Raw genomic sequence first — 21,459 nt, 5'->3', positions numbered from 1 at the left:
CGTTCGGAGAGCGGCGTCACAGTCAGCTTGCGTCCGGGTCCTTGCTGCCGGGCTCCGCAGGTTCCATGGGTTCGGTGGTCTCCACCCCGGCGAGCCGTAGTTTCACCACGGCCGCGTATTCGTCCACATATTGCTGGCCGGAAAGCCGCATCAGTTCGAACATGATTTCGTCCGTGACTTTGCGCTGAACCAGCCGGTCTTCGGCTTGGTCTGCGTACTCGCTGAAATCCAGCGGTGCCCCAAAAATCATGCCGATCCGCCGGATATTAGGCATCCGTTTGCCGATGGGCTGAACCTTGTCAGTTCCGATCATCGCTACCGGAATCACCGGGACCCCGGCCTGGAGGGCCAGCCTGGCCACGCCCACTTTGCCCCGGTAGAGCCGGGCGTCGGGGCTGCGGGTGCCCTCCGGGTAGATCCCCAGCAGGCCGCCGCTGGTGAGGACATCCATGCCGGCGTTCAGCGAACCCGCCGACGCGGCGCCGCCGGACCTATCCATGGGCAGCTGGTTGGTGAGCCTGAAGAACATGGCCGTCAGCCGGCCTTTGACACCGCTCCCCGTGAAGTACTCGGATTTGGCAAGGAAAACAACCGGCCGTGGCACCATCAGGGGCATAAAGATTGAATCGGAGAACGAGAGGTGGTTCGAGGCGATGATGGCAGCGCCCGCTGCCGGAACGTTGTCCAGGCCCTTGACCCAAGGGCGGAAAAGCAGCCGCAGCACCGGACCCAGGAAGACTCTTTTCATGACCCAATAGAACACGTGTCAAACCTCTCCGGAAGCCTGCCGGCTGGCCCGTCGATGGGTCCGGCCAGCACTTCAATGCAACCCTACTCTAGTGAGATTTGTCCGGAACAGTGACACGATGGTGTCATGACAGAAAGCAGCACTCCGCCCCGGCCTGCCGCTTTCAGCTACCCCGGCCATGGTTCCAATGCAAGGACCGGGATCGCCATCTGCCACGGGTTTACCGGAAGTCCGCTCAGCGTCCTGCCATGGGCGGAGGAGCTCGCTGCCCAGGGTTTTGCCGTCTCCGTCCCTCTCCTTCCCGGCCACGGCACGGACTGGCGCCAACTTGCACGCTCGAATTGGCGCGAATGGTACGGAACCTTCGAAGCGGCCTACCAGGAGCTCGAGGCCCGCACGGACCATTGTTTTGTGGCCGGCTTGTCGATGGGTGGTGCCATCGCGCTGCTGACGGCCGCACGGCATCCAGTGGCCGGTGTCTCCGTGGTAAATCCCGGGCTTAGCTTCTACGACCGCCGGGTCCGCATCATCGGGGTGCTCAAGTATTTCCAGCGCACCACACTGCCCATCCAGGAGGAACAGCCGACAGCGGCGGTAACCGAAGACGGCGACTACTCGCTCACGCCCTTGGCAGCGGTGCACGAGCTTAAGCGGCTGTTCGGCGCGGCTGTTCGCGGCTTGCGTAAAATAGACGCCCCGGTGCAGGTCTTCAAGTCCCGGGCCGACGCCGTCGTTCCACCCACTTCGCTCTCCACCCTGCGCCACAGGCTGGGCCCCCGGCTGACGGAGGTTGTGGACCTTCACAACAGTGGACATGTCGCAACCCTGGACGTTGACGCGCCGGAAATTTTCGCCCGTTCCAGTCAGTTTTTCCTCGACCATTCAGCCAGCACGGCAACCCCGGCCCGCACCCCGGGCGCCCCGCACACCACCTCGGAGACTTAATGACCAGCCTTCCGGACCACAGTCCTTTCAGCAGCACAGCGTCCGGTGACGTTGGCCGGATCGGGGTGGTCCTCTCCCACGGGTTTACGGGAAGCCCCCACGGACTCCGTGCCTGGGGACAGTCGCTCGCGGACGCCGGCTTCGCCGTACGGATGCCGCTGCTGCCCGGCCACGGCACAAGTTGGCAGGAGCTGGCACGGACACGCTGGACGCAGTGGCATGCCGAACTGGACCGCGCGTTCCTGGAACTCGACGCCAAGTGTGATCATGTCTTTGCTGCCGGCCTGAGCATGGGAGGGGCACTGGCACTGCGGATCGCCGCCACCAGGCCAGTCAGCGGCGTAATCCTGGTGAACCCCGGACTGGTCATCGACGATCCCCGCGCCCCGCTGGCCGGAATCCTGAAATTCGTCATGAAGAGCACCCCCGCGATCGCCAACGACATCCTAAAACCGGGCATGGACGAAGCCGCGTATCCGCGGACGCCGGTGGCAGCCGCCCACGAGCTAAACAAGATGTTCAAGGACACCGTCAGGCTGCTCCCCCGGGTCACCGCACCTGTCCGGGTGTTCCGTTCGACGGTGGACCATGTGGTCTCAGACTCCAGCATTGTGGCTTTGCGCCGTGGCCTGACCAACGCCCCGCTGACCCTGACCTCCCTAGAGAACAGCTACCACGTAGCAACACTGGACAACGACGCCGAGGAAATCTTCCGCGGGTCCGTGGAGTTTATCCGGACGGTGCTGGCGGACACGGCAGCAGCCCACGTCCAGGAGGGCATCCCCCATGACTAGGCCCAATTCAGGTTCGCCGGATCCGAGTGCAAACCAGGACGATGCTGTCTGGCTGGACCTGGTGGCCCGGCTGGAGGGGAAGTCCGCCGACGGCAGCAGCGTCGCGCCGGACAACAACTCTGCCGACCCCGAGACTACAGGGAGCCCCGATGACCATGCGGGCTCCGATGCCACAGGCCCGGACGCAAGCAGGGACGACCCCGCAAATACGCCGCGACCGTCCGCGACCTTCCGCGACTTTGATCCCCTGGGCCTGGCTGGCCCTGCCCCCATGGAGTTGTCCGCGGCCGAACGGCTCGCGGCCCCGCCCGGCGGCGGGCCATCCCGCCCCAGTGAGGATGCCGGCGTCGGTCAGAACGGTCAGGACGGCCAGGCTGGCGGCCCGCGTGACTATGAGGTGGATGACGACGGCGGCGAGTTCGTTCCCGAAGAACCACCAAGCCTGGCGGGAACAGATCCACTGACCATGCTCGCCTGGCTTGGCGCAGTCGGCGCCCCCGCGGCGCTGCTCCTGTCCGTCATGTTCTGGCGGTCAGCGCCGCTCCTGGCGATATCGGGCATGGTGGCAGCGTTCATCCTGGCCGTGGTCTACCTGATCATGAAGCTGCCCCAGGAAAAGGATGAGAACGACGACGGCGCCCGCGTCTGAGCTGCGGCCCTCACCGCAGTAACGGGCAGCTGCAGCCGCCGGTTCCCATGTCAGGCGCGCATGCGGCTGCTCACCCGTGATAGATCCGCGGCTCCGATGAGCCCTGCGTTGGGTCCCAGCGCAGCCAGCTCGATGCCGGCGGCGGGGCGGAAACCGCGGCCTGTCAGGTTCCTGGCGAACGCTTTGCGGGCCGGCTCCACCAGCAGGTCCCCCGCAGAGCAGAGTCCGCCGCCGATCACAAAGAGCCCCGGGTCCAGCGAGGCTGCCAGGTTCGCCAATCCAAGGCCCAGCCACTCCCCCACTTCCTCCAGGAGTTCGCGGCACGCGGCGTCGCCGGCCAGGGCCAGATCAGTGACGATCGCCCCGGTGATCCGGTCCGTCCTGCCGCCAACTGTGGCCAGCAGTTCCTGGGCCACCGGCGAATTGGCCGCCGCCAGGATCCTCGCCTCCCTCCCCAGGGCATTGCCGGAGGCGTACTGTTCCCAGCAGCCCCGGTTGCCGCACTCACAGCGGTGTCCGCCGGGCATGATGATCTGGTGTCCAAATTCGCCGGCGACACCAAACCGGCCGCGCTCCACCCGGCCATCCATCACCATGGCGCCGCCGATGCCGGTGCCGAGGGTGATGCACACCAGCCGGTCCTCACCTTGCCCGGCACCAAAGCGCCATTCCGCCCAGGCCGCGGCGTCGGCGTCGTTCGACAGCAGGACGGGCCGGCGCAGGAGTCGCTGAAGGTTGGCCCGCAGAGGCTCGTTGCGCCACGCGAGGTGCGGACTGAACAGCACTGTTCCACCGTCCAGGTCCATCCACCCGGCTGCCCCGATGCCCACTGACCGGATCCGGTGGCTCGCGCCCAACTCATCCACCAGCTCCACGATGACCTGCTCCACTGCCCGTGGGTCACTGCCGGGGGTGGACCGCCGTGACTCACTGAGGATCCTGCCGTCAGCGTCCACTACACCGGCAGCCACTTTGGTGCCGCCGATGTCGATCCCGATCGCCAGTCCCTTGCGCCGAAGCCGCAGATGCTCGCGGAACCTTTCTCCCCGCCAGGGCTGCATCCGCGCAGGCCGGGGCCGCCGCCGCCAAGGCGCGGGACGGCCGGGCGGACCGGCCTGCGATGCGGGGGACGTTGCATACATAGTGCCTCATTGTAGGCGCGCCCCGGGCACTGTGCCGGGAGCCCGGCGCCGTGCGTTCGAGCATCCTTTGACGGATATGTTACTGGCCAGTAGGTTTAGTACTGCACGGCCACGTTGCAGGCGTATTAGTCTTTAGGCATACCCTGTGCGGGTCCATGGATATCGAAGGAGCTATAGTGCGAGAATTCAGTGTTCCGCCGCTGGTTGTGGTCCCACCGGAAACCAACATCACACACCTTGTGCTGCGGCAGGCCGCCAAGCCCAGCAACCCGGCACTGTTCTCGCGGCTGAATTCTGCGGGCGCCTGGCAGGACGTCTCCGCCAAGGACTTCCTGGCCGACGTCTCCGCGCTTGCCAAGGGTCTGATCGCAAGCGGTGTGGGTGCCGGTGACAGGGTGGGCATCATGTCCCGCACGCGTTACGAATGGGCACTCGTTGACTTCGCCATCTGGTTTGCCGGAGCCGTGTCGGTGCCGATCTATGAGACCTCCTCGCCGTCCCAGGTTGCCTGGAACCTGGGCGACTCGGGTGCCGTCGCCGCCTTCGGCGAGTCCGCCCACCACGAAGACATCATCCGGCAGGCTGCCACCTCCGAGGGACTCACCGCCCTTCAGCACGTCTGGCAGCTCGAAGGCGCCGGGCTGGACGCGGTCCGCGAGGCCGGGCGTGGCGTCAGCGATGCCGACCTTGAAGCGCGCCGCTCGTCCGCCGGGCTCAGTGACGTTGCCACCATCATCTATACCTCCGGCACCACTGGACGGCCCAAGGGCTGCGAGCTGACCCACGGCAACTTCGTTGAACTGTCCGACAACGCCTTGGCCATACTCGGCGACGTCGTCAATGAGCAGGCCAGAACCATTATGTTCCTGCCGTTGGCTCACGTCTTTGCGCGCTTCATCTCCGTGCTGGCTGTTGCCGCAGGGGCAACCGTGGCGCACACGCCAGACATTAAGAACCTGCTGGCGGACCTGCAAAGCTACCAGCCCACGTTTATCCTCGCCGTGCCGCGCGTGTTCGAGAAAGTTTACAACTCGGCGCTTACCAAGGCAGAGGACGGCGGCAAGGGCGCAATTTTCCACAAGGCCACGGAAACCGCCATCGCATTCTCCAAAGCACGGCAGGCCGGGCATGTGGGCCTGGGACTGAAACTCCAGCACACTGTGTTCGACAAACTGGTCTACGGCAAGTTGCGTGCCGCCATGGGCGGGAACGTGGCCCACGCCGTGTCCGGCGGCGGTCCCCTCGGCGAACGGCTTGGCCATTTCTTCCAGGGCATCGGCTTGCAGATCCTGGAGGGTTATGGCCTGACGGAGACCACCGCCCCTATTTCCGTGAACACTCCGGCCCTGATCAAGATCGGTTCCGTGGGCAAACCCCTGCCAGGAAACTCGGTCCGGATCGCCGAGGACGGGGAAATCCTCGCCAAGGGTGTGTGCGTCATGCACGGGTATTACCAGCGTGAGGACCTGATGGCCGACACGTTTGCCGATGGCTGGTTCCGCACCGGCGACATCGGAAAACTCGATGACAGCGGCTTCCTCTGGATCACAGGCCGCAAGAAGGAAATCATTGTCACGGCCAGCGGCAAGAATGTGGTTCCGGCCCTGTTGGAGGACCAGATCCGTGCCGATGCGCTGGTCTCCCAGGTCCTCGTGGTGGGCGACAACCGGCCGTTCATCGGCGCCCTGGTGACCCTGGACCAGGAGGCACTTCCCGGCTGGCTGCAGCGCCACGGCCTGCCGAACACCACCACCCTGGCGGAGGCGGTGGAGAATCCCGTCGTCAAGGCAGCCGTCCAGGACCTCATCACGCAGGCCAACACTTCGGTGTCCCAGGCCGAGGCCATCAAGTCCTTCCGAATCGTCGCGGCCGACTTCACCGAGGCCTCCGGCCACCTGACGCCGTCCATGAAAGTGAAGCGTGCCCAGGTAATGAAGGACTTCGAGACCGTCATCGAGGAAATGTACGGCGCTCCGCGCAGCTAGCAGTCCCGGCAAGGCCGGAAACAACAAACGCGGGGTCACTTGCCGCCCGTCCGATGCAGCACCCGGATGGGCGGGAAGCGACCCCGCGTTGCTTTAAGTCTTAGTGTTCAACGACCAGGAGGAGATCTCCGCCCTGGACCTGCTCTACTGCCGAAATGGCGAGGCGCGAGACTTTGCCTGCCACCGGCGTTGTGATGGATGCTTCCATCTTCATCGCTTCGATGGTGGCCACGGTGTCACCCGCATTGACCGTATCGCCGGCCTTGGCCGTCACCGTGACAGCGCCGGCGAACGGCGCGGCGACGTGGCCCGGCTGGGCCGGATCCGCCTTCTCGGCAGCCTTGACGTTACTCACCACGGAACGGTCACGGACGACGACGGGGCGCGACTGCCCGTTCAGCGTACACATCACCGTGCGCATGCCCTTTTCGTCCGGCTCGGAGACGGCCTCGAGCGAGGCGATCAGCCGGACGCCCTTTTCGAGCTGGATCTCGTGCTCGGCGCCACGCTGAAGACCGTAGAGGTAATCGCGGGTGTCGAGGACGGAGATGTTGCCATAGGTCTCCACGCTCTTGAGGTAGTCCTTGGTGGGGCCATCAAAGAGCAGCCGGTTCAGAGTACTTTGCCGGGTCTTGGAGTCGCCCTTGAGCGCGGCGCTGTCCTCGGGGCTGAGCTCCACGTCGCGGACCTTGATGCTGCGGCCCTGGAGTGCCTTGGTGCGGAACGGTTCCGGCCAGCCCCCGGGCGGGTCGCCGAGTTCGCCGGACAGGAACCCAATGACGGAGTCGGGGATGTCGTAGTTCTGGGGATTCTCGTTGAAGTCCGCGGGGTCTGCGTTCAGCCCCACCAGGTGCAGGGCAAGGTCGCCCACCACCTTCGAGGACGGCGTGACCTTCACCAGGCGACCCAGGATACGATCCGCCGCCGTATACATGTCCTCGATCGCTTCGAAGCGCTCCCCCAGTCCCAGCGCCATGGCCTGCTGGCGCAGGTTAGACAGCTGACCGCCCGGGATCTCATGCTGGTAGACCCGGCCGGTGGGGCCGGGCAGGCCCGATTCGAACGGCGCATAAACGCGGCGCACGGCCTCCCAGTACGGCTCCAGGGAGCTGACGGCATCCAGGCTCAGGCCGGTGTCCCGCGGGGTATGGGCCAGTGCGGCCACGAGGGCGGAGGCAGACGGCTGGCTGGTGGTGCCGGCCAGCGACGCCGACGCGACGTCGACGGCGTCCACGCCGGCGTCCACTGCCGCCATCAGGGTGGCCAGCTGGCCGCCGGCGGTGTCGTGGGTGTGGAGGTGGACCGGGAGGTCGAAGCGTTCGCGCAGGGCGGCAACCAGCTTCGCGGCCGCAGCCGGACGCAGGAGGCCGGCCATGTCCTTGATGGCCAGGATGTGGGCACCGGCGTCCACAATCCGCTGTCCCAGTTCCAGGTAGTAGTCCAGCGTGTAGAGCTTCTCATCCGGGTTCAGCAGATCGCCGGTGTAGCACAGGGCTACCTCTGCCACTGCCGTGCCAGTGGCCCGGACTGCACGGATGGCGGGCGCCATCTGGTTTACGTCATTGAGCGCATCGAAGATACGGAAAATGTCGATGCCGGTGGCTGCGGCTTCGTTGACGAAAGCCTCGGTCACCTCTTCCGGGTACGGCGTGTAGCCAACGGTGTTCCGGCCGCGCAGCAGCATCTGCAGGCAGACATTCGGCAGCGCCTTCCGCAAGGCCGCAAGGCGGTCCCACGGGTCCTCGCCGAGGAAGCGCAGTGCCACGTCGTAGGTGGCGCCGCCCCAGGCTTCGACGGACAAGAGCTCCGGCAGCAGCGCAGTGACTGCCGGGCCAGCCGCTACGAGGTCGCGGGTGCGAACCCGGGTGGCCAGCAGCGACTGGTGGGCATCGCGGAAAGTGGTGTCCGTGACGGCAACGGCAGTCTGTTCACGCAGGGCCTTCGCGAAGCTTTCCGGGCCGAGCTCCTGCAGGCGCTGGCGGGAGCCGGCGGCCGGCTCCTGATCGCCTACGGCTGGCAGCTTTCTGGCCGGATCCGAGTGCACTGTGAGCTCGCCGTGGGGCTTGTTGACCGTCACTTCGGCCAGCCAGTTGAGGAGCTTTGTGCCGCGGTCAGCGGAGACCCGGGCCTTCAGGAGCTGCGGACGCTCGTCGATGAAGTTCGTTGCCACGTTGCCGGCAATGAAGTCGGCATCGTCCAAAACGGCCTGCAGGAAGGAAATGTTGGTGGATACACCGCGGATACGGAATTCCGCCAGGGCGCGGCGTGCACGGGCTACGGCGGCAGGGTAGTCTCGGCCACGGCAGCTGAGCTTGACCAGCATGGAGTCGAAGTGCGGGCTGATTTCGGCACCTGCGTAAACGGTGCCGCCGTCGAGCCGTACACCGGCGCCGCCGGCAGAACGGTAGCCGGTGATCTTCCCGACGTCGGGACGGAACCCGTTTGCCGGGTCCTCCGTGGTGATGCGGCACTGCAGTGCAGCGCCCTTGAGCTGGACAGTGTCCTGGGAGAGGCCAAGGTCCGCCAGGGTTTCGCCGGATGCGATCCGCAGCTGGGCCTGCACCAGGTCAACGTCCGTCACTTCCTCGGTGACAGTGTGTTCCACCTGGATGCGGGGGTTCATTTCGATGAAGACGTGCTGTCCGGCGCGTTCGCCAACGGTATCCACCAGGAACTCCACGGTTCCGGCGTTGACGTAGTTGAGGGCCTTCGCGAACTTCACGGCGTCACGATAGAGGGCCTGGCGGATGCCCTCGTCCAGGTTGGGCGCCGGCGCGATCTCAATGACCTTCTGGTGGCGGCGCTGGATGGAGCAGTCCCGCTCGAACAGGTGGATGACGTTGCCCTCGGCGTCCGCCAGGATCTGCACCTCGATGTGGCGCGGGCGAAGAACTGCCTGCTCCAGGAACATGGTGGGGTCACCGAAAGCCGCATCGGCTTCGCGCATGGCCGCCTGCAGGGCCTCCGGAAGGGCCTCACGCGTGTCGACCCGGCGCAGGCCGCGTCCGCCACCGCCAGCCACAGCCTTCGCGAAGATGGGGAAGCCGATCTCGTCAGCCGCAGCGATCAGTTCGTCCAGGTCCTTCGTGGGCTCACTCGACTTAAGGACTGGAATGCCGGCCTCACGTGCGGCCTTGAGTGCCGCCACCTTGTTGCCGGCAAGCTCCAGCACCTCAGCCGGCGGGCCAACGAAGGTGATTCCCGCCTCTTGGGCAGCGCGGGCCAGGTCCGGGTTTTCGGAGAGGAAGCCGTAACCGGGGTAGATGGCGTCGGCACCGGATTCCTTGGCTACCCGCACAACCTCGGCAACGTCCAGATATGCGCGGACGGGGTGTCCCTCTTCGCCGATCAGATACGCCTCATCGGCCTTCTGGCGGTGGATCGAGTTACGGTCTTCGTTGGGAAAAACGGCAACGGTCTTGGCGCCCAGTTCGTAGCTGGCGCGGAAGGCCCTAATCGCGATTTCGCCGCGGTTGGCCACCAGAATCTTGGAAAACATACTTCTCCTGCATCATTGCGGGTATATCGGTAGGTGGTCACAGTGTCCAAGACCTGTAGCCACAAACACAAATCATTGTGTCCACAGTCACAGAAACCTCTGTCATGTCCCGCGTGCATCGACAAAGGCTGGCACAACCGGCCCACTTACCGGGCCGCAATGCCATGCCTCGCTCCCATAAGGCGGTAATCGCCGGCATAGCCACATATGATGAATAAGGCGGCAGGAGCCGCCCGGCTTCGGCACTACCGGAGCAAACATTACCCCCAACACGGCAGCCGGCGTTAGGTTTTGGTCTCACAAGTGCAAGTAGTCAGCATCAGCAGCCTCAAGGGCGGAGTCGGCAAGACTTCCGTCACCACAGGATTGGCGTCTGCGGCGCTGGCCGCGGGCATCCCCACACTCGTCGTGGACCTTGATCCCCATGCAGACGCGACCACAGCCCTCGGCGTGCAGCCCGGGGACCACCTGGACATCGGCCGGATGCTCAAAAGCCCACGCCGGACCAAGCTGGCTGATAATGTCGCGGGCAGCTCGTGGACGGCGCGGGGGCACTTAAACGGATCCGGCCAGGCCGTGCTGGACGTCGCGGTTGGTTCGGCCTACACCGGCATCTACGACCGCCCCGACCTTGGCCGCCGCGACCTCCGCCGGCTCTCCGGAGTCCTGTCCGGCGCCACAAACTATGAGCTGGTACTCATCGACTGCCCGCCGTCCCTCAACGGCCTGACCCGGATGGCATGGTCCGCGAGCGACAAAGTGGCGCTGGTGGCTGAACCCGGTCTCTTTTCTGTGGCCGGCACCGAACGGACCATGCGCGCCATCCAGCTCTTCAAACAGGAATTTGCACCGAACCTCTCCCCCGCGGGCATAGTGGCCAACCGTGTGCGCACGGGCTCGTCCGAACACTCCTACCGGCTCGCGGAGATGGAATCGATGTTTGGCGACCTGCTGCTAAGTCCGCGCATCCCGGAACAGGCCAACTGGCAGCAGATCCAGGGTGCCGCCTACCCTGTGCACCACTGGCCGGGCGAATCGGCCAAATCCTCGGCAGCCCTGTTCGACGCCCTCCTGGCCAACCTGCTTGCGGCAGGCAGCGGACTGCGCAACCGAACCCAGCGTTAGGTCCCCGGACAATTCCGGCAGTACCGGACGCCTAACGGGATTCCGGCGGACAACAGAAGAGGCCACCCCGCGGGGTGGCCTCTTCTGTCCGTTGTCTGCAGGAACCCGCTCAGCTGATCTTGCGTGCGGCGCGCCGCTTGCTCAGCTCGTCGTCCGGAAAGGACTGCACTGCTGCGTGTTCGCTCGGCAGGGATGCCAGGCTGCCCTCAACTTCGCGCCAGACCCGGCCCACGGCGATACCGAAAACGCCCTGGCCGCCCTGCACAAGGTCGATGACCTCGTCAGCGGACGTGCATTCGTAAACGCTCGCGCCGTCGCTCATAAGCGTGATCTGTGCCAGATCCTCAACACCGCGTTCGCGCAGGTGCTCCACCGCTGAACGGATCTGCTGAAGGGAGACCCCCGTGTCCAGCAGGCGCTTGACGACTTTGAGCACCAGGATGTCGCGGAAACCATAAAGCCGCTGCGACCCGGAGCCGGCAGCACCACGGACGGCAGGTTCAACCAGCCCGGTGCGCGCCCAGTAGTCCAACTGGCGGTACGTTATGCCGGCGGCCTTGCAGGCCGTGGGTCCGCGGTAGCCGGCGTCTTCGTCAAGGACGGGGAGGTCTTCAGTAAACAGGAGGCCCTGGGCACCGCTCGCGGGCAGGGCCACACCAGCCGTTGTGGGCTGCTTTAGCCCGCCTGCTTCGCCTTTGGGACTCACCTGGATCCTCCTTGTCATAAGCTCCCGGGGACCACTGCACCAGCCGGTGCACACATGAAGTCCATGCATGTAATTTCGCGGGGGTCCTACTTTTACAGTGTGACTTGCGCGGTTGCTGTAAGCAATGGGAGCTTGATACCTTCGACGTTAGGCCCGCGGCGTCCTCAGGTCAAAGATCTAGGACGCTTAGCGAGTCGTGTCGGAACGTTCAGCCTGAACTTTAACCTTAACGTGACATCAGCCTTCGAAATCCTCGGGCTCCACGTCGTCCAGGAACTCACGGAAACGCCGCAGTTCCCGCTCCTCGTCCACGGTGGGGCCCGGCTCCGCATCCTCACCTTCATCGTGTTCTGTAATGCGGACGCCGGCTTCGTCCATAACTGAGTCAGCACACCAGATGCGGCACTTGGCCCGCAACGCAATCGCCAGGGCATCCGACGCGCGCGAACTGACAGTGGTGCCGTTCTCGAACTGGAGCTGGCCGTAGAAGATATTGTCCTCGACCGCCACGATGTTTACGCTGACCACCGAATGGCCCAGGGATTCCACCACGTCCACCAGAAGGTCATGAGTCATGGGCCGCGGCGGCACCACCCCTTGCTGGGCCAGGGCGATGGCGCTGGCCTCGGGCGTTCCGATCCAAATGGGCACGTGGCGCTCACCATGGATCTCGCGCAGGAGGACCAGCGGCTGGTTGGACGGCAACTCGATGCGAACGCCCACGATCTCGACTTCGATCATCAGATATCCATACGGGAGATCCGGTCCTGCACCAGGGCGCGGTGCAGAATCAAACAAAGCTCACTGATTTCACGGGCGGCTTCGGCAGCCCGAGACTGAGAGGCGGAATCGCGACGGGAGGCGAGGGGGGCAACCGCCCGCTCCACGAGACCGAATTCACGTTCGGCGGCGGCCTGGAACGGACGCAGGTGGCGCGGCTCCAGGCCGTGGCCCTCCAATTGCACGCAGGCCCGGGCCACCTGGAGCGCGTTTTCATCAAACTTGCCGTTGCTGTGGCTGACCAGCCCAAAGCTAAGCAGCGACTGCAACAGGGGGACGCTCGCACCGGACTCGGCCCGCAATTGTTCCTCACTGAAATTCCGTCCGCGGTTTTGGAGCTCCGCAGCCAGTTCATCAGACACGATCCGCGGCGAAACCACGACGCCAGGCGGGAGGTTTTCCGGGCGCTCTCCCCTGTCGATGGCATCAAGGTAGTCCTTGATGACTTTCAGGGGAAGGTACTGGTCCCGTTGCAGGGCGAGCACAAACCGGAGACGCTCAACATCGCTTTCCGCGTACTGCCGGTAGCCGGCCGGGGTACGGCGCGGGTTGATCAGTCCCTTTTCCTCAAGGAACCTGATTTTCGACGCACTCATGCCGGGAAAATCGCCGCTGAGCTGGGCGAGGACTTCCCCGATGTTCAGGACTTGGGGCCCCCGGCGTTCCGGTTGTGCCATTGCCACAGGCAACTGTCCCGGTATCAGTCGCGGCCTGCTGCGCGGGCAGGGCTGAGGTAGAAGGTGAGGCGGAACTTGCCGATCTGGACTTCGTTTCCGGATTTGAGCTCAACGCTGTCCACACGGTCGTGGTTGACGTACGTGCCGTTGAGGCTGCCGGTGTCCACCACTTCAAAGCTCCGGGCGGTGCGGCGGAACTCGACGTGGCGGCGAGACACGGTGACGTCATCGAGGAAGATGTCGGCGTCCGGGTGACGGCCGGCGGTGGTGGAGTCCGTGTCCAGCAGGAAGCGTGCGCCGGCATTCGGTCCGCTGTGGGCTACCAGGAGGGCCGAGCCGGCAGGCAGCGCCTCCACGGACGAACGTTCGTCTGACGACAGCCTCGGCGCGATGGCGGGTTCGTCGGTGACGGGGGTGAGGTGTATAGAGGTGGTCTCCGAAGCCCTGGCCGCACCCTTGCCGTAATCGCCTTCGGCATGGTCCTTTTTGTGGCCAACCATGGATTCCTCCTCATTCACTGCAGCTCACACGCCTGCATTCAACATTTCCCTGACGGACACCCCGCGCAGATCCGACTCGGGCCCCGATCCGGCCACTGACGTGCGAAGACGCCCGTGGGCCTGACCGGATGAAGCCGTTAGGTTTAGCCTACCTGTTGTTCGTACTCGGATGCACTGAGCAAAGACTCCACTGCGTCAGCTTCAGCGAGTTTGATCTCGATCAGCCAGCCATCGCCATACGGATCCGTGTTGATCAACGCCGAATCGGTGTCGAGGGACTCGTTGCGGGCCACCACTTCGCCGCTCACGGGCGCGTAAATGTCGCTGACGCTCTTGGTGGATTCCACCTCGCCCACCACTTCATTCGCCGTCACTTTGCTGCCGGCCTCAGGCATCTGCGCGTACACAACATCCCCAAGGGCGTCCTGGGCGAAATCTGTTATGCCCACCCGGACCACGCCGTCGGCGTTCGGTGCGGTTATCCACTCGTGCTCAGCGGTGTAGGACAGGTCTTCGGGAATGTTGCTCATCAGGGGCCTTTCATCGGGTCAATCACCACTGTCAACGGGGCCTAAAAAACAAGCCGCCGCTGAAAGTATAGGCACAACTCCACAAGCGTTCGAGGATGATTCTGACATGATGGGACCCATGAGATCACCTGCACAGGAAACGCCCAGGATAAAGGGAAACTGGGCACCGCGGATCATTCTCGGCGCAGTGGCGTTGCTGGTCCTCGTCATCGCATTCTTCGCCCTCGCGGCTATCCTGCCGGTCTGGTGGGCGAACGTCATCCGTAGCCAGGTGCAGGGGAATCTTGGTGCCGGCATCCAGTTGGGAATGTTCTACGGGTTCGTTTTCACTCTATTGCCTCTCCTGGTCGCATGGCAGGCAACGCACAAAAAGATCGGGTGGGCCTGGATACTCGTGTTCCTGTTTGCCGCCGTGGCCCTCGCGATGCCCAACCTGCTGACCGCGGGCATCACGTTCGGCAACTCCGAGGCCGCGCACAACGGTCAACGAATCCTGGGAACCGAAGCCACTTGGTTCCCGCTGTGGACGCAGATCTCGGCTGTCGCCGCTGTCGTAGTTTTTGTGGCTGGCGTCATCCTGTGGAAGATCTGGCGGCTGCGCGGCAAAAAGGTCAAGGCGCTCAAGAAAGCCGACGCCGACCGCTCCCAGGCTGCCAAGGCGGTTCAGGACCCCGCACTTGCGCTGGCAATCCACGACCCCGCGCCGGACCCAGGGTCCACTTCAAAGCCAGCGATAGCCGACGGCCAGGCCGACCCCAGGTAGAGCCATGCCGGAGCTCCCAGAGGTTGCAGGCTTGGCGGGATTCCTGGATGGGCAGCTGCGCGGATCGATGGTGCAAAAAGTCCAGATCGTCTCATTCGCCGTCCTTAAGACCGCAGATCCGCCTTATGCCGCGCTGGAGGGCTGCACTGTCGCCAGCGTGCGGCGGTTCGGAAAGTTCGTCAGCGTTGACACTGACGGGCCCTCGTTTGTCTTCCACCTCGCCAGGGCGGGCTGGGTCCGGTTCACCGACTCCCCGGCCGACACGCAGCTCCGGCTGGGCAAGGGCTACATCGCCGCGCGGCTCGCATTCACGGGCCCCGACGGGCGCCACGGCATGGATCTTACCGAGGCCGGGACGAAAAAGAGCCTGGCGGTGTACGTGGTGCGCGACCCCCATGATGTGCCGGGCATCGCGGCCCTCGGGCCGGACCCGTTCAGCCAAGAGTTCGACGCCGAGACGCTGGCAGGGATCCTGGGCGCCAGTTCCCAGCAGGTCAAGGGAGTCCTGCGGAGCCAGAGCGTGATAGCAGGGATCGGAAACGCTTACAGCGACGAAATCCTGCACGCCGCCAGGATCTCCCCCTTCGCCATCGCCAAGTCACTGGACCGAGAGACCGTACAGGTTTTGTTCGACGCGATCCACAGCATCCTGGGCACAGCCCTGGCCGAGGCCGCGGGCAAGCCGCCCAGTGAACTCAAGGACGTCAAACGCAGCCACATGCGGGTCCATGCCCGGACCGGCGAGGCCTGCCCGGTATGTGGGGACACGGTCCGGGAGGTGTCGTTCGCCGACACGGCCCTGCAGTACTGCCCCACCTGCCAGACCCAGGGAAAGGTATTGGCGGACCGCAGGACATCCAGGTTCCTGAAATAAGGAATTTCCGGAACATCCTGTAGGAATTTTCCGCAAAAGCCGGCACAAAACAGAAGCGCCCCGGAGACAAATTCTCCGGGGCGCTTCTGTTTTGGTCGGGCTGACAGGATTTGAACCTGCGACCCCTTGACCCCCAGTCAAGTGCGCTACCAAGCTGCGCTACAGCCCGTTAGCTCCGCCGTTCTCCGCTTCGTTTCAATCCAAATGTTTGCCAGGATTTCCACTCAGCAGTCCGGCCGAACCACCTTGAAAAGCTTACACGATCGCGGAGGGTGCCGGTGACACTTTGCCACCCGCACACCCCCGGTGTGTCGTAATTAACGCTTCTTGCCGCGCTTTTCGCGGACCCGCATGTTGACCTCGATGGGCGTGCCTTCAAACCCGAACGTTTCACGGAGCCTGCGCGTGATGAAACGGCGGTAGCCCGGGTCCAGGAACCCGGTGGTGAACAGAACGAACTTGGGCGGCCGGCTGGATGCCTGGGTGCCGAAGAGGATGCGTGGCTGCTTTCCGCCGCGGACCGGGTGCGGGTGCGCCGCTACCAGTTCGCCCAGGAAGGCATTGAGCCTGCCGGTGGGAATGCGCTTGTCCCAGTTCTCCAGGGCCAGGTCCAGGGCGGGAACCAGACGGTCCTTGTGCCAGCCGGTGAGTGCAGAAATGTTGACCCGCGGAGCCCAGGCCACATGGGCCAGATCCTGCTCGATCTCGCGCTCCAGGTAGGTGCGGCGTTCGTCGTCGAGCAGGTCCCACTTGTTGAAGGCAAGCACCAGCGCACGGCCGGATTCGATGGCCAGCTGCAAGATGCGGACGTCCTGCTCGCTGAGCACCTCATCCACCGCGAGGAGAACGACGGCGACCTCCGCCTTCTCGAGCGCGGCCTGCGTGCGGAGGGAGGCATAGTAGTCGGCACCCTGCGCCATGTGCTGGCGGCGGCGGATGCCCGCCGTGTCCACAAAGCGCCAGGTGCGGTCACCGAGTTCAATGAACTCATCCACGGGGTCGCGAGTGGTGCCGGCGGTGTTGTCCACCACCACGCGCTCCGAGCCTGCCAGCTTGTTCAGGAGCGATGATTTGCCCACGTTGGGGCGGCCAATCAGTGCGATGCGGCGCGGCCCGCCGGAGCGTTCCAGGCCCTCGATCGTGGAGAACTCGGGCAGAGTGTCCATGACGTGGTCCAGGAGGTCGGCAACGCCGCGGCCGTGCAGGGCGGAGACGGGGTAGGGCTCGCCAAAGCCAAGCCCCCACAGGGTGGCGGAGTCAGCCTCCTGTGCGAAATCGTCCACCTTGTTGGCCACCATGATGACCGGCTTCTTGCTGCGGCGGAGCATCTTCATGACGCCCTCATCCGTCGCTGTGGCGCCCACAGCGGAATCCACCACGAAGAGCACGGCGTCGGCGAGCTCCACAGCCATTTCAGCCTGTTCGGCCACCCGGGCGTGGATGCCGCGGGCATCGTGTTCCCACCCGCCGGTGTCCACCAGGGTGAAGTTGCGCCCGTTCCAGTGCGCCGAGTACATGACGCGGTCGCGCGTCACGCCCGGGGTATCTTCAACGACGGCTTCGCGCCGGCCAAGGATACGGTTCACCAGCGTGGATTTGCCCACGTTGGGGCGGCCGATAATGGCCAGGACGGGATCGAGCTTGACCGGACCGTCGAAGTCCTCGTCGTCGTACTCCCCGCTCAGCAGGGCCGCATCGTCCTCATCAAGGTCATAGTCCGCCAGGCCGGCCCGGAGCGACGCGGCACGCATCTCCGCTTCGTCGTCGTCAATGGCGGCCAGCCGCTCGGCCACCTGGTCCGTGCCGGTGGGCGTGTATTCGTCTTCGCCGGCGCCGGAGTGGCCGGAGGTTTGAGTCGTATCGCTCATTGCGCTTTCCTTATGTGCTCATCTGCCGGCGTCCCGGCTACTGCTGTGAAGTTCGTGCGGAAATCCGCGTGGGGCAAAGACTGCCCACTATGTTGGATGGTCTCCTGGACGTGCCCCGCAAGCGCAGCACGGATTTCCCTTGCCGCCCTGTCCATTGAAGCACGGCCGGTTTCGCCGGAATTGCGGCTGAGGGTCAGGGCATTGCCGAAGCTGACGTGGAAGCGTCGCCCCGGTTTGGGGACCGAGTCGAGATGTTCGTCGCCGCTGCGGGTGCCGAGAATCGCTACCGGAACCACGGGTGCCCCCGAGTTCAGCGCCAGCCATGCGACGCCGTTGTTGATATCCGTCGCCTGCCCGGTCCCCCGGGTGCCTTCAGGAAGAATCCCGACGCAACGGCCGGCGTCGAGCAGGTGCTTGCCCTGCAGCAGCGCTGCCCGGTCCCCGGAACGGTCCACCGGGAGTTGCCCGGAGGCGTGGAGGACCCGGCCGAGGAAACCCTTGAACATCTCCTTCTTGACAAGGATGTGCATGGGGCGCGGTGATGCACCAAACATCACCGGCCCGTCCAGGAAACTGATGTGGTTGCCGGCGAAAATGACCGGCCCGCCGGTGGGGACGTTGTCCCGTCCGCTTACGGACGTTCGGTACACCACGTGGTCCAGTAACCAGCCAACAGGCCGGCTCCAGGTCATGGTCAGGACGGAAGGAAGCCGCACGCCGTCAGTCACGGTTGAGCACCTTCGTGACGATCACGAGCGCGGCGTCGACAGTTTCGGCGAAGTCCAACTCCGACGAATCCAGGGTGACCACGCCGTCGGCGGCCTGGGTGAAGTTCACCACTGTGGAATCCTTGGCATCACGCTGCGTGACCTGGGCGGCGAGCTGCGCCGCGTTCTGGGTGCCGCCCAACTGGATGCCGCGGCGGCGAAGCCGCGCTTCCTCACTGGCCGTCAGCAGCATCCGGACTTCTGCGCCGGGCGCGACGACTGTAGTGATGTCCCGCCCTTCCACCACTATGCGGCGGTGGTGCAGTTCGATGAGTGCCCGCTGCCGGCGGATCAGTTCGGTACGGGCGCCCAGGGTGGTGGCTACCGCACTGACCGCCGATGAAATGGCCGGTTCGCGGATTTCATCCGTGACGTCGGTCCCGTCCACGCGGACGTATTCCTCCTGGGGTGTGGTGCTCAGGTCCAGAACGATGTCCCGGGCAGCCTGTTCCACGGCGGCGGCATCGGTGAGATCAATCCCGCTGGTGACGCAGAACCAGGTCAGGGCCCGGTACATGGCGCCGGTGTCCAGGTAGGCAAGGTGAAGCCTGCGGGCCACTTCCTTGCTGACGCTGGACTTGCCGGAGCCTGAAGGCCCGTCGATGGCTACCACCAAAGGCCTGCCGACCCGCAAGGCCGGCACGGTGTCAAGAAGTTCCTGTGTCATTACTGCAGTACCCGCCATCCGCGGTCGTTGAGTGCTTCGATCAGGTGGTCATGCTTGTTTGGCAGCACCGAGAGTTCCACCATGCCTACGTTCTGCCCCGAGGAATGGTCAAGCCTCAGGTCCTCCACGTTGACGCCGATCTCGCCGATTTCGGTGAGGAGCTTCGCGATTTGGCCCGGCCGATCGTCGACCAGGACCGTCAGCCACGAGTACGCCTGGGGCGGTCCGCCGTGCTTGCCCGGGATGCGGGCCTGCCCGGCGTTGCCTTCGCTGATCAGCTGGGCCAGGTCCAGCCTGGCGCCCGGCCCCACGGGATCCTCCAGGGTTCCGATGAGCCGGTTCAGATCCTCCCGGACACTGTAAAGAATCTCCACGACCTTCCCCGAGTTGCCGCCGAGGATCTGGACCCACAAGGCGGGATCGCTGGCCGCAATCCGGGTGACATCCCGCAGACCGTTGCCGGCAAGGGACAGCGCATGAAGTGGTGTCCCCTGCAGCCGGCTGGCCAGCAGCGATGACATGACCTGCGGCAGGTGCGACACCAGCGCCACTGCCGCATCGTGTTCGTCAGAGGTGAACTCCGAAACCACGGCACCGAGATCGGTGGCCAGGGAACGCGCTGCCTGCAGGGCGGCGGCGGATGATTCCGGGCTCGGGCAAACCACCCACGGCATGGAGGTGAAAAGCTCACCGCGGGCGGCCACGGGACCGGACTTTTCGCGTCCTGCCATCGGGTGCGTGCCCACGTAACGGGCCATGTCAGCGCCGCTGCCCTGCAAATCCGCAAGGATGGCCGCCTTGACGCTGGCGATGTCCACCACCACGGAATCGGGGTAGTCGGCCAGCGCGCGCGTCACAACGTGTGCCGTCACATCCGGCGGTGCTGCCACGACCACGAGTTCCGGCGCCTCGTCCCCGAGCTGACCCAGCGGCTGGCCGGCGCCGATGTCCACGGCTATGGCCTGATTGGTGGGCGACGGATCAGAGAGGAACACGGGCACGCCGCGTCCCCGCAGGCCCAGTCCAATGCTGGTACCAAGCAGACCGGTGCCAATCACCACCACTGGTCCGTTGAGATGTCCGCGCCCGTGCGAGCGAAATGCGGACATGCCTCAGAGCCCTACGGACGCCAGCAGGTGGCCGACTTCCTGCTTGCCAAGGTTGCGGATGCTGCCCTGGCGCTGGTCGCCCAGGCCGATGGGGCCCACCTTGACGCGCACCAGGCGCAGGACAGGGAAACCCACCTCATCGAACAAGCGCCGGACAATCCGGTTCTTGCCGGAGTGCAGAATCACTTCGATGAGCACGTGGCCCGGAGTGGAGTCAACCAGCTTGAAGGAGTCCACGGAGGCGAAGCCGTCCTCAAGCTCCACGCCTTCCTTGAGCTGGGCGCCGATTCCCTGCGGGAACGGGCCGCGGACCTGGACCAGGTAGGTCTTCGGGACCTCGTAGGACGGGTGGGTGAGCCGGTTGGCCAGTTCGCCGTCGTTCGTGAGCAGCAGCAGGCCCTCGGTGGCGACGTCCAGCCGGCCCACGTGGAACAGTCGCTCGCCCTGGTGGGTCTTCCGCACAAAATCGCTGATGCAGGGACGGCCGTCGGGGTCCTCCATGGTGGACACCACGCCCTTGGGCTTGTTGAAGACCATATACACGAGGTTTTCGTCGAGCTGGATGCGCAGGCCGTCCACGTGGATGACGGCGGTCTTGGGGTCCACGCGGACACCAAGCTCAGTGACCACCTGGCCGTCAACTTCTACCCGGCCTTCGGCGATCATTTCTTCACAGACGCGGCGCGACGCCACGCCGGCCTGGGCCATGACCTTCTGCAGGCGCGTGCCGTCGGCGTCGTGCATTTCAGACTGCGGAACGGGGCCGCGGGGTCCGCGCTTGCGCGAAGGCTTGCGCACAGGGCCAAGGTTCTGCCCGAAGCGTTCGCTGCCAAATGCGCGTGACGCGGCTGCACCGGGCTTGCCGGCGCGTGGCTTGGGCTTGAGTGCCCCGGGAGTGCCCGGCGCCTTTTTAGCGCCCGGCTTCCGGGCAGCCGGCTTCCGCGATGAGGGGGCAGCCGCGGGCTTCCAGGCGGAGTCCCCTCGACCGGCCGGAGCGGCGGGGGCTTCATCCGGATCGACAAAGCGCTCTTCGCGCGGCTTCGGTGCCTTGTAGGGCCTGTCGCCGCCACCGAAACCGGCGTTGCGCTTGCCGGCGCCGGCGCGGAATCCGCCGCCCTGTGCAGGGTTGCGGCCTTCGCCGCCCTGCGCCGGATTACGGCTAGCGCCGCCCTGTCCGGGATTGCGTTCTGGACTGTTTCGTCCTGAACTGTTACGTGGTGAACCCTGGCGTCCCGCCTGTGTCATGACCCGTCCTTCGATATGTTGACCGGCAAGTTGTCCAAGAACAACCCTAGCCAGCCATGCAGAATTTATCTGCCCTGATGAATACT

20 protein-coding genes and 1 tRNA gene are annotated in these 21,459 nt (G+C 65.0%); 7 read left to right on the top strand and 14 right to left on the bottom strand.

The genetic code is table 11. The features are described from left to right. Positions 1-22 precede the first annotated feature (22 nt). Complete coding sequence (locus ABIB45_RS16105) at positions 23-763, bottom strand: lysophospholipid acyltransferase family protein (RefSeq protein ID WP_354216851.1); 741 nt, start codon at positions 761-763, stop codon at positions 23-25. A gap of 111 nt (positions 764-874) precedes the next feature. Between ABIB45_RS16105 and ABIB45_RS16100 the strand changes: the two genes are divergently transcribed. Genes ABIB45_RS16100 through ABIB45_RS16090 form a run of 3 tightly spaced genes read left to right on the top strand, consistent with a single transcriptional unit; the run spans position 875 to position 3,136 of the window. Further along, complete coding sequence (locus ABIB45_RS16100) at positions 875-1,693, top strand: alpha/beta hydrolase (protein ID WP_354216850.1); 819 nt, start codon at positions 875-877, stop codon at positions 1,691-1,693. Then, a complete protein-coding gene (locus ABIB45_RS16095) occupies positions 1,693-2,487 on the top strand; it encodes an alpha/beta hydrolase (protein ID WP_354216849.1) in 795 nt (264 codons plus the stop codon). The genes ABIB45_RS16100 and ABIB45_RS16095 overlap by 1 nt, the downstream gene beginning before the upstream one ends. Continuing rightward, positions 2,480-3,136 carry a hypothetical protein gene (locus tag ABIB45_RS16090; protein ID WP_354216848.1) on the top strand — a complete coding sequence of 219 codons (657 nt, stop codon included), beginning with the start codon at positions 2,480-2,482 and terminating at the stop codon, positions 3,134-3,136. The genes ABIB45_RS16095 and ABIB45_RS16090 overlap by 8 nt, the downstream gene beginning before the upstream one ends. A 50-nt stretch (positions 3,137-3,186) precedes the next feature. Here ABIB45_RS16090 and ABIB45_RS16085 read toward each other — a convergent pair whose 3' ends face one another. After that, entirely contained in the window at positions 3,187-4,197 is a 1,011-nt protein-coding gene (locus tag ABIB45_RS16085; RefSeq protein WP_354216901.1) for an ROK family glucokinase, read from the bottom strand. A 257-nt stretch (positions 4,198-4,454) separates the two neighbouring features. On the opposite strand from ABIB45_RS16085, the gene ABIB45_RS16080 reads away from it, so the two are divergent. Further along, positions 4,455-6,263, top strand: coding sequence for an AMP-dependent synthetase/ligase (locus tag ABIB45_RS16080; RefSeq protein ID WP_354216847.1), 1,809 nt, complete (start codon positions 4,455-4,457; stop codon positions 6,261-6,263). Between the two features lie 100 nt (positions 6,264-6,363). Here the strand turns inward: ABIB45_RS16080 and ABIB45_RS16075 are convergent, their stop codons facing one another. Continuing rightward, positions 6,364-9,762 (bottom strand): pyruvate carboxylase, encoded by a 3,399-nt coding sequence (locus ABIB45_RS16075; protein WP_354216846.1) that lies wholly within the window; start codon positions 9,760-9,762, stop codon positions 6,364-6,366. 303 nt (positions 9,763-10,065) lie between these two features. On the opposite strand from ABIB45_RS16075, the gene ABIB45_RS16070 reads away from it, so the two are divergent. After that, the gene (locus ABIB45_RS16070; RefSeq protein ID WP_354216845.1) at positions 10,066-10,887 is read left to right on the top strand and encodes a ParA family protein; all 822 of its coding nucleotides are present in this window, start codon (positions 10,066-10,068) and stop codon (positions 10,885-10,887) included. Between the two features lie 109 nt (positions 10,888-10,996). Here the strand turns inward: ABIB45_RS16070 and ABIB45_RS16065 are convergent, their stop codons facing one another. The 5 genes from ABIB45_RS16065 to gcvH form a co-directional block, all read right to left on the bottom strand. Next, positions 10,997-11,593: a MerR family transcriptional regulator gene (locus ABIB45_RS16065; RefSeq protein WP_354216844.1), complete on the bottom strand. Its 597-nt coding sequence runs from the start codon at positions 11,591-11,593 to the stop codon at positions 10,997-10,999. Between the two features lie 237 nt (positions 11,594-11,830). Continuing rightward, positions 11,831-12,334 (bottom strand): bifunctional nuclease family protein, encoded by a 504-nt coding sequence (locus ABIB45_RS16060; RefSeq protein ID WP_354216843.1) that lies wholly within the window; start codon positions 12,332-12,334, stop codon positions 11,831-11,833. Continuing rightward, positions 12,334-13,050, bottom strand: coding sequence for a transcriptional regulator FtsR (ftsR, locus tag ABIB45_RS16055; protein ID WP_354216842.1), 717 nt, complete (start codon positions 13,048-13,050; stop codon positions 12,334-12,336). Before ftsR ends, ABIB45_RS16060 begins: the two co-directional genes overlap by 1 nt. A 23-nt stretch (positions 13,051-13,073) precedes the next feature. Next, the gene (locus tag ABIB45_RS16050; RefSeq protein WP_354216841.1) at positions 13,074-13,550 is read right to left on the bottom strand and encodes an FHA domain-containing protein; all 477 of its coding nucleotides are present in this window, start codon (positions 13,548-13,550) and stop codon (positions 13,074-13,076) included. A 143-nt stretch (positions 13,551-13,693) separates the two neighbouring features. Next, positions 13,694-14,080 carry a glycine cleavage system protein GcvH gene (gcvH, locus tag ABIB45_RS16045; RefSeq protein WP_354216840.1) on the bottom strand — a complete coding sequence of 129 codons (387 nt, stop codon included), beginning with the start codon at positions 14,078-14,080 and terminating at the stop codon, positions 13,694-13,696. Between the two features lie 118 nt (positions 14,081-14,198). Here gcvH and ABIB45_RS16040 point away from each other — a divergent pair, with 118 nt between their 5' ends. Together ABIB45_RS16040 and ABIB45_RS16035 are read left to right on the top strand one after the other, a co-directional pair. Then, positions 14,199-14,843 (top strand): hypothetical protein, encoded by a 645-nt coding sequence (locus ABIB45_RS16040; protein WP_354216839.1) that lies wholly within the window; start codon positions 14,199-14,201, stop codon positions 14,841-14,843. 4 nt (positions 14,844-14,847) lie between these two features. Further along, positions 14,848-15,717, top strand: coding sequence for an Fpg/Nei family DNA glycosylase (locus ABIB45_RS16035; RefSeq protein ID WP_354216838.1), 870 nt, complete (start codon positions 14,848-14,850; stop codon positions 15,715-15,717). A 92-nt stretch (positions 15,718-15,809) separates the two neighbouring features. Here ABIB45_RS16035 and ABIB45_RS16030 read toward each other — a convergent pair. From ABIB45_RS16030 to ABIB45_RS16005, 6 genes are all read right to left on the bottom strand, one after another. Continuing rightward, positions 15,810-15,886, bottom strand: a tRNA-Pro gene (locus ABIB45_RS16030). A 148-nt stretch (positions 15,887-16,034) separates the two neighbouring features. Next, positions 16,035-17,585 carry a ribosome biogenesis GTPase Der gene (der, locus tag ABIB45_RS16025; RefSeq protein ID WP_354216837.1) on the bottom strand — a complete coding sequence of 517 codons (1,551 nt, stop codon included), beginning with the start codon at positions 17,583-17,585 and terminating at the stop codon, positions 16,035-16,037. Further along, positions 17,582-18,277, bottom strand: a complete 696-nt coding sequence (locus tag ABIB45_RS16020; protein ID WP_354216900.1) for a lysophospholipid acyltransferase family protein — start codon at positions 18,275-18,277, stop codon at positions 17,582-17,584. Before ABIB45_RS16020 ends, der begins: the two co-directional genes overlap by 4 nt. A gap of 28 nt (positions 18,278-18,305) precedes the next feature. Continuing rightward, positions 18,306-19,019, bottom strand: a complete 714-nt coding sequence (gene cmk, locus ABIB45_RS16015) for a (d)CMP kinase (protein ID WP_354216836.1) — start codon at positions 19,017-19,019, stop codon at positions 18,306-18,308. After that, a complete protein-coding gene (locus ABIB45_RS16010; RefSeq protein ID WP_354216835.1) occupies positions 19,019-20,128 on the bottom strand; it encodes a prephenate dehydrogenase in 1,110 nt (369 codons plus the stop codon). The genes cmk and ABIB45_RS16010 overlap by 1 nt, the downstream gene beginning before the upstream one ends. Before the next feature lie 3 nt (positions 20,129-20,131). Then, a complete protein-coding gene (locus ABIB45_RS16005) occupies positions 20,132-21,373 on the bottom strand; it encodes a pseudouridine synthase (protein WP_354216834.1) in 1,242 nt (413 codons plus the stop codon). Positions 21,374-21,459: the final 86 nt, after the last annotated feature.

Origin of the sequence: Arthrobacter sp. UYCo732, from assembly GCF_040547265.1 — a bacterium.
Taxonomy (GTDB): Bacteria; Actinomycetota; Actinomycetes; order Actinomycetales; family Micrococcaceae; genus Arthrobacter.
Note: the sequence above shows the minus strand (reverse complement) of the source record. Positions and strands in the feature narration are given on the sequence as shown.

Bases quoted from the DNA above. Each gene is read 5' to 3' on its own strand.
- ABIB45_RS16010 (WP_354216835.1), bottom strand. From the start codon at position 20,128: ATGTCCGCATTTCGCTCGCACGGGCGCGGACATCTCAACGGACCAGTG.
- der (WP_354216837.1), bottom strand. From the start codon at position 17,585: ATGAGCGATACGACTCAAACCTCCGGCCACTCCGGCGCCGGCGAAGAC.
- gcvH (WP_354216840.1), bottom strand. From the start codon at position 14,080: ATGAGCAACATTCCCGAAGACCTGTCCTACACCGCTGAGCACGAGTGG.
- ABIB45_RS16075 (WP_354216846.1), bottom strand. From the start codon at position 9,762: ATGTTTTCCAAGATTCTGGTGGCCAACCGCGGCGAAATCGCGATTAGG.
- ABIB45_RS16060 (WP_354216843.1), bottom strand. From the start codon at position 12,334: ATGATCGAAGTCGAGATCGTGGGCGTTCGCATCGAGTTGCCGTCCAAC.
- ABIB45_RS16040 (WP_354216839.1), top strand. From the start codon at position 14,199: ATGAGATCACCTGCACAGGAAACGCCCAGGATAAAGGGAAACTGGGCA.
- ABIB45_RS16005 (WP_354216834.1), bottom strand. From the start codon at position 21,373: ATGACACAGGCGGGACGCCAGGGTTCACCACGTAACAGTTCAGGACGA.
- cmk (WP_354216836.1), bottom strand. From the start codon at position 19,019: ATGACACAGGAACTTCTTGACACCGTGCCGGCCTTGCGGGTCGGCAGG.
- ABIB45_RS16050 (WP_354216841.1), bottom strand. From the start codon at position 13,550: ATGGTTGGCCACAAAAAGGACCATGCCGAAGGCGATTACGGCAAGGGT.
- ftsR (WP_354216842.1), bottom strand. From the start codon at position 13,050: ATGGCACAACCGGAACGCCGGGGGCCCCAAGTCCTGAACATCGGGGAA.
- ABIB45_RS16020 (WP_354216900.1), bottom strand. From the start codon at position 18,277: ATGACCTGGAGCCGGCCTGTTGGCTGGTTACTGGACCACGTGGTGTAC.
- ABIB45_RS16100 (WP_354216850.1), top strand. From the start codon at position 875: ATGACAGAAAGCAGCACTCCGCCCCGGCCTGCCGCTTTCAGCTACCCC.
- ABIB45_RS16090 (WP_354216848.1), top strand. From the start codon at position 2,480: ATGACTAGGCCCAATTCAGGTTCGCCGGATCCGAGTGCAAACCAGGAC.
- ABIB45_RS16035 (WP_354216838.1), top strand. From the start codon at position 14,848: ATGCCGGAGCTCCCAGAGGTTGCAGGCTTGGCGGGATTCCTGGATGGG.
- ABIB45_RS16085 (WP_354216901.1), bottom strand. From the start codon at position 4,197: ATGCAGCCCTGGCGGGGAGAAAGGTTCCGCGAGCATCTGCGGCTTCGG.
- ABIB45_RS16095 (WP_354216849.1), top strand. From the start codon at position 1,693: ATGACCAGCCTTCCGGACCACAGTCCTTTCAGCAGCACAGCGTCCGGT.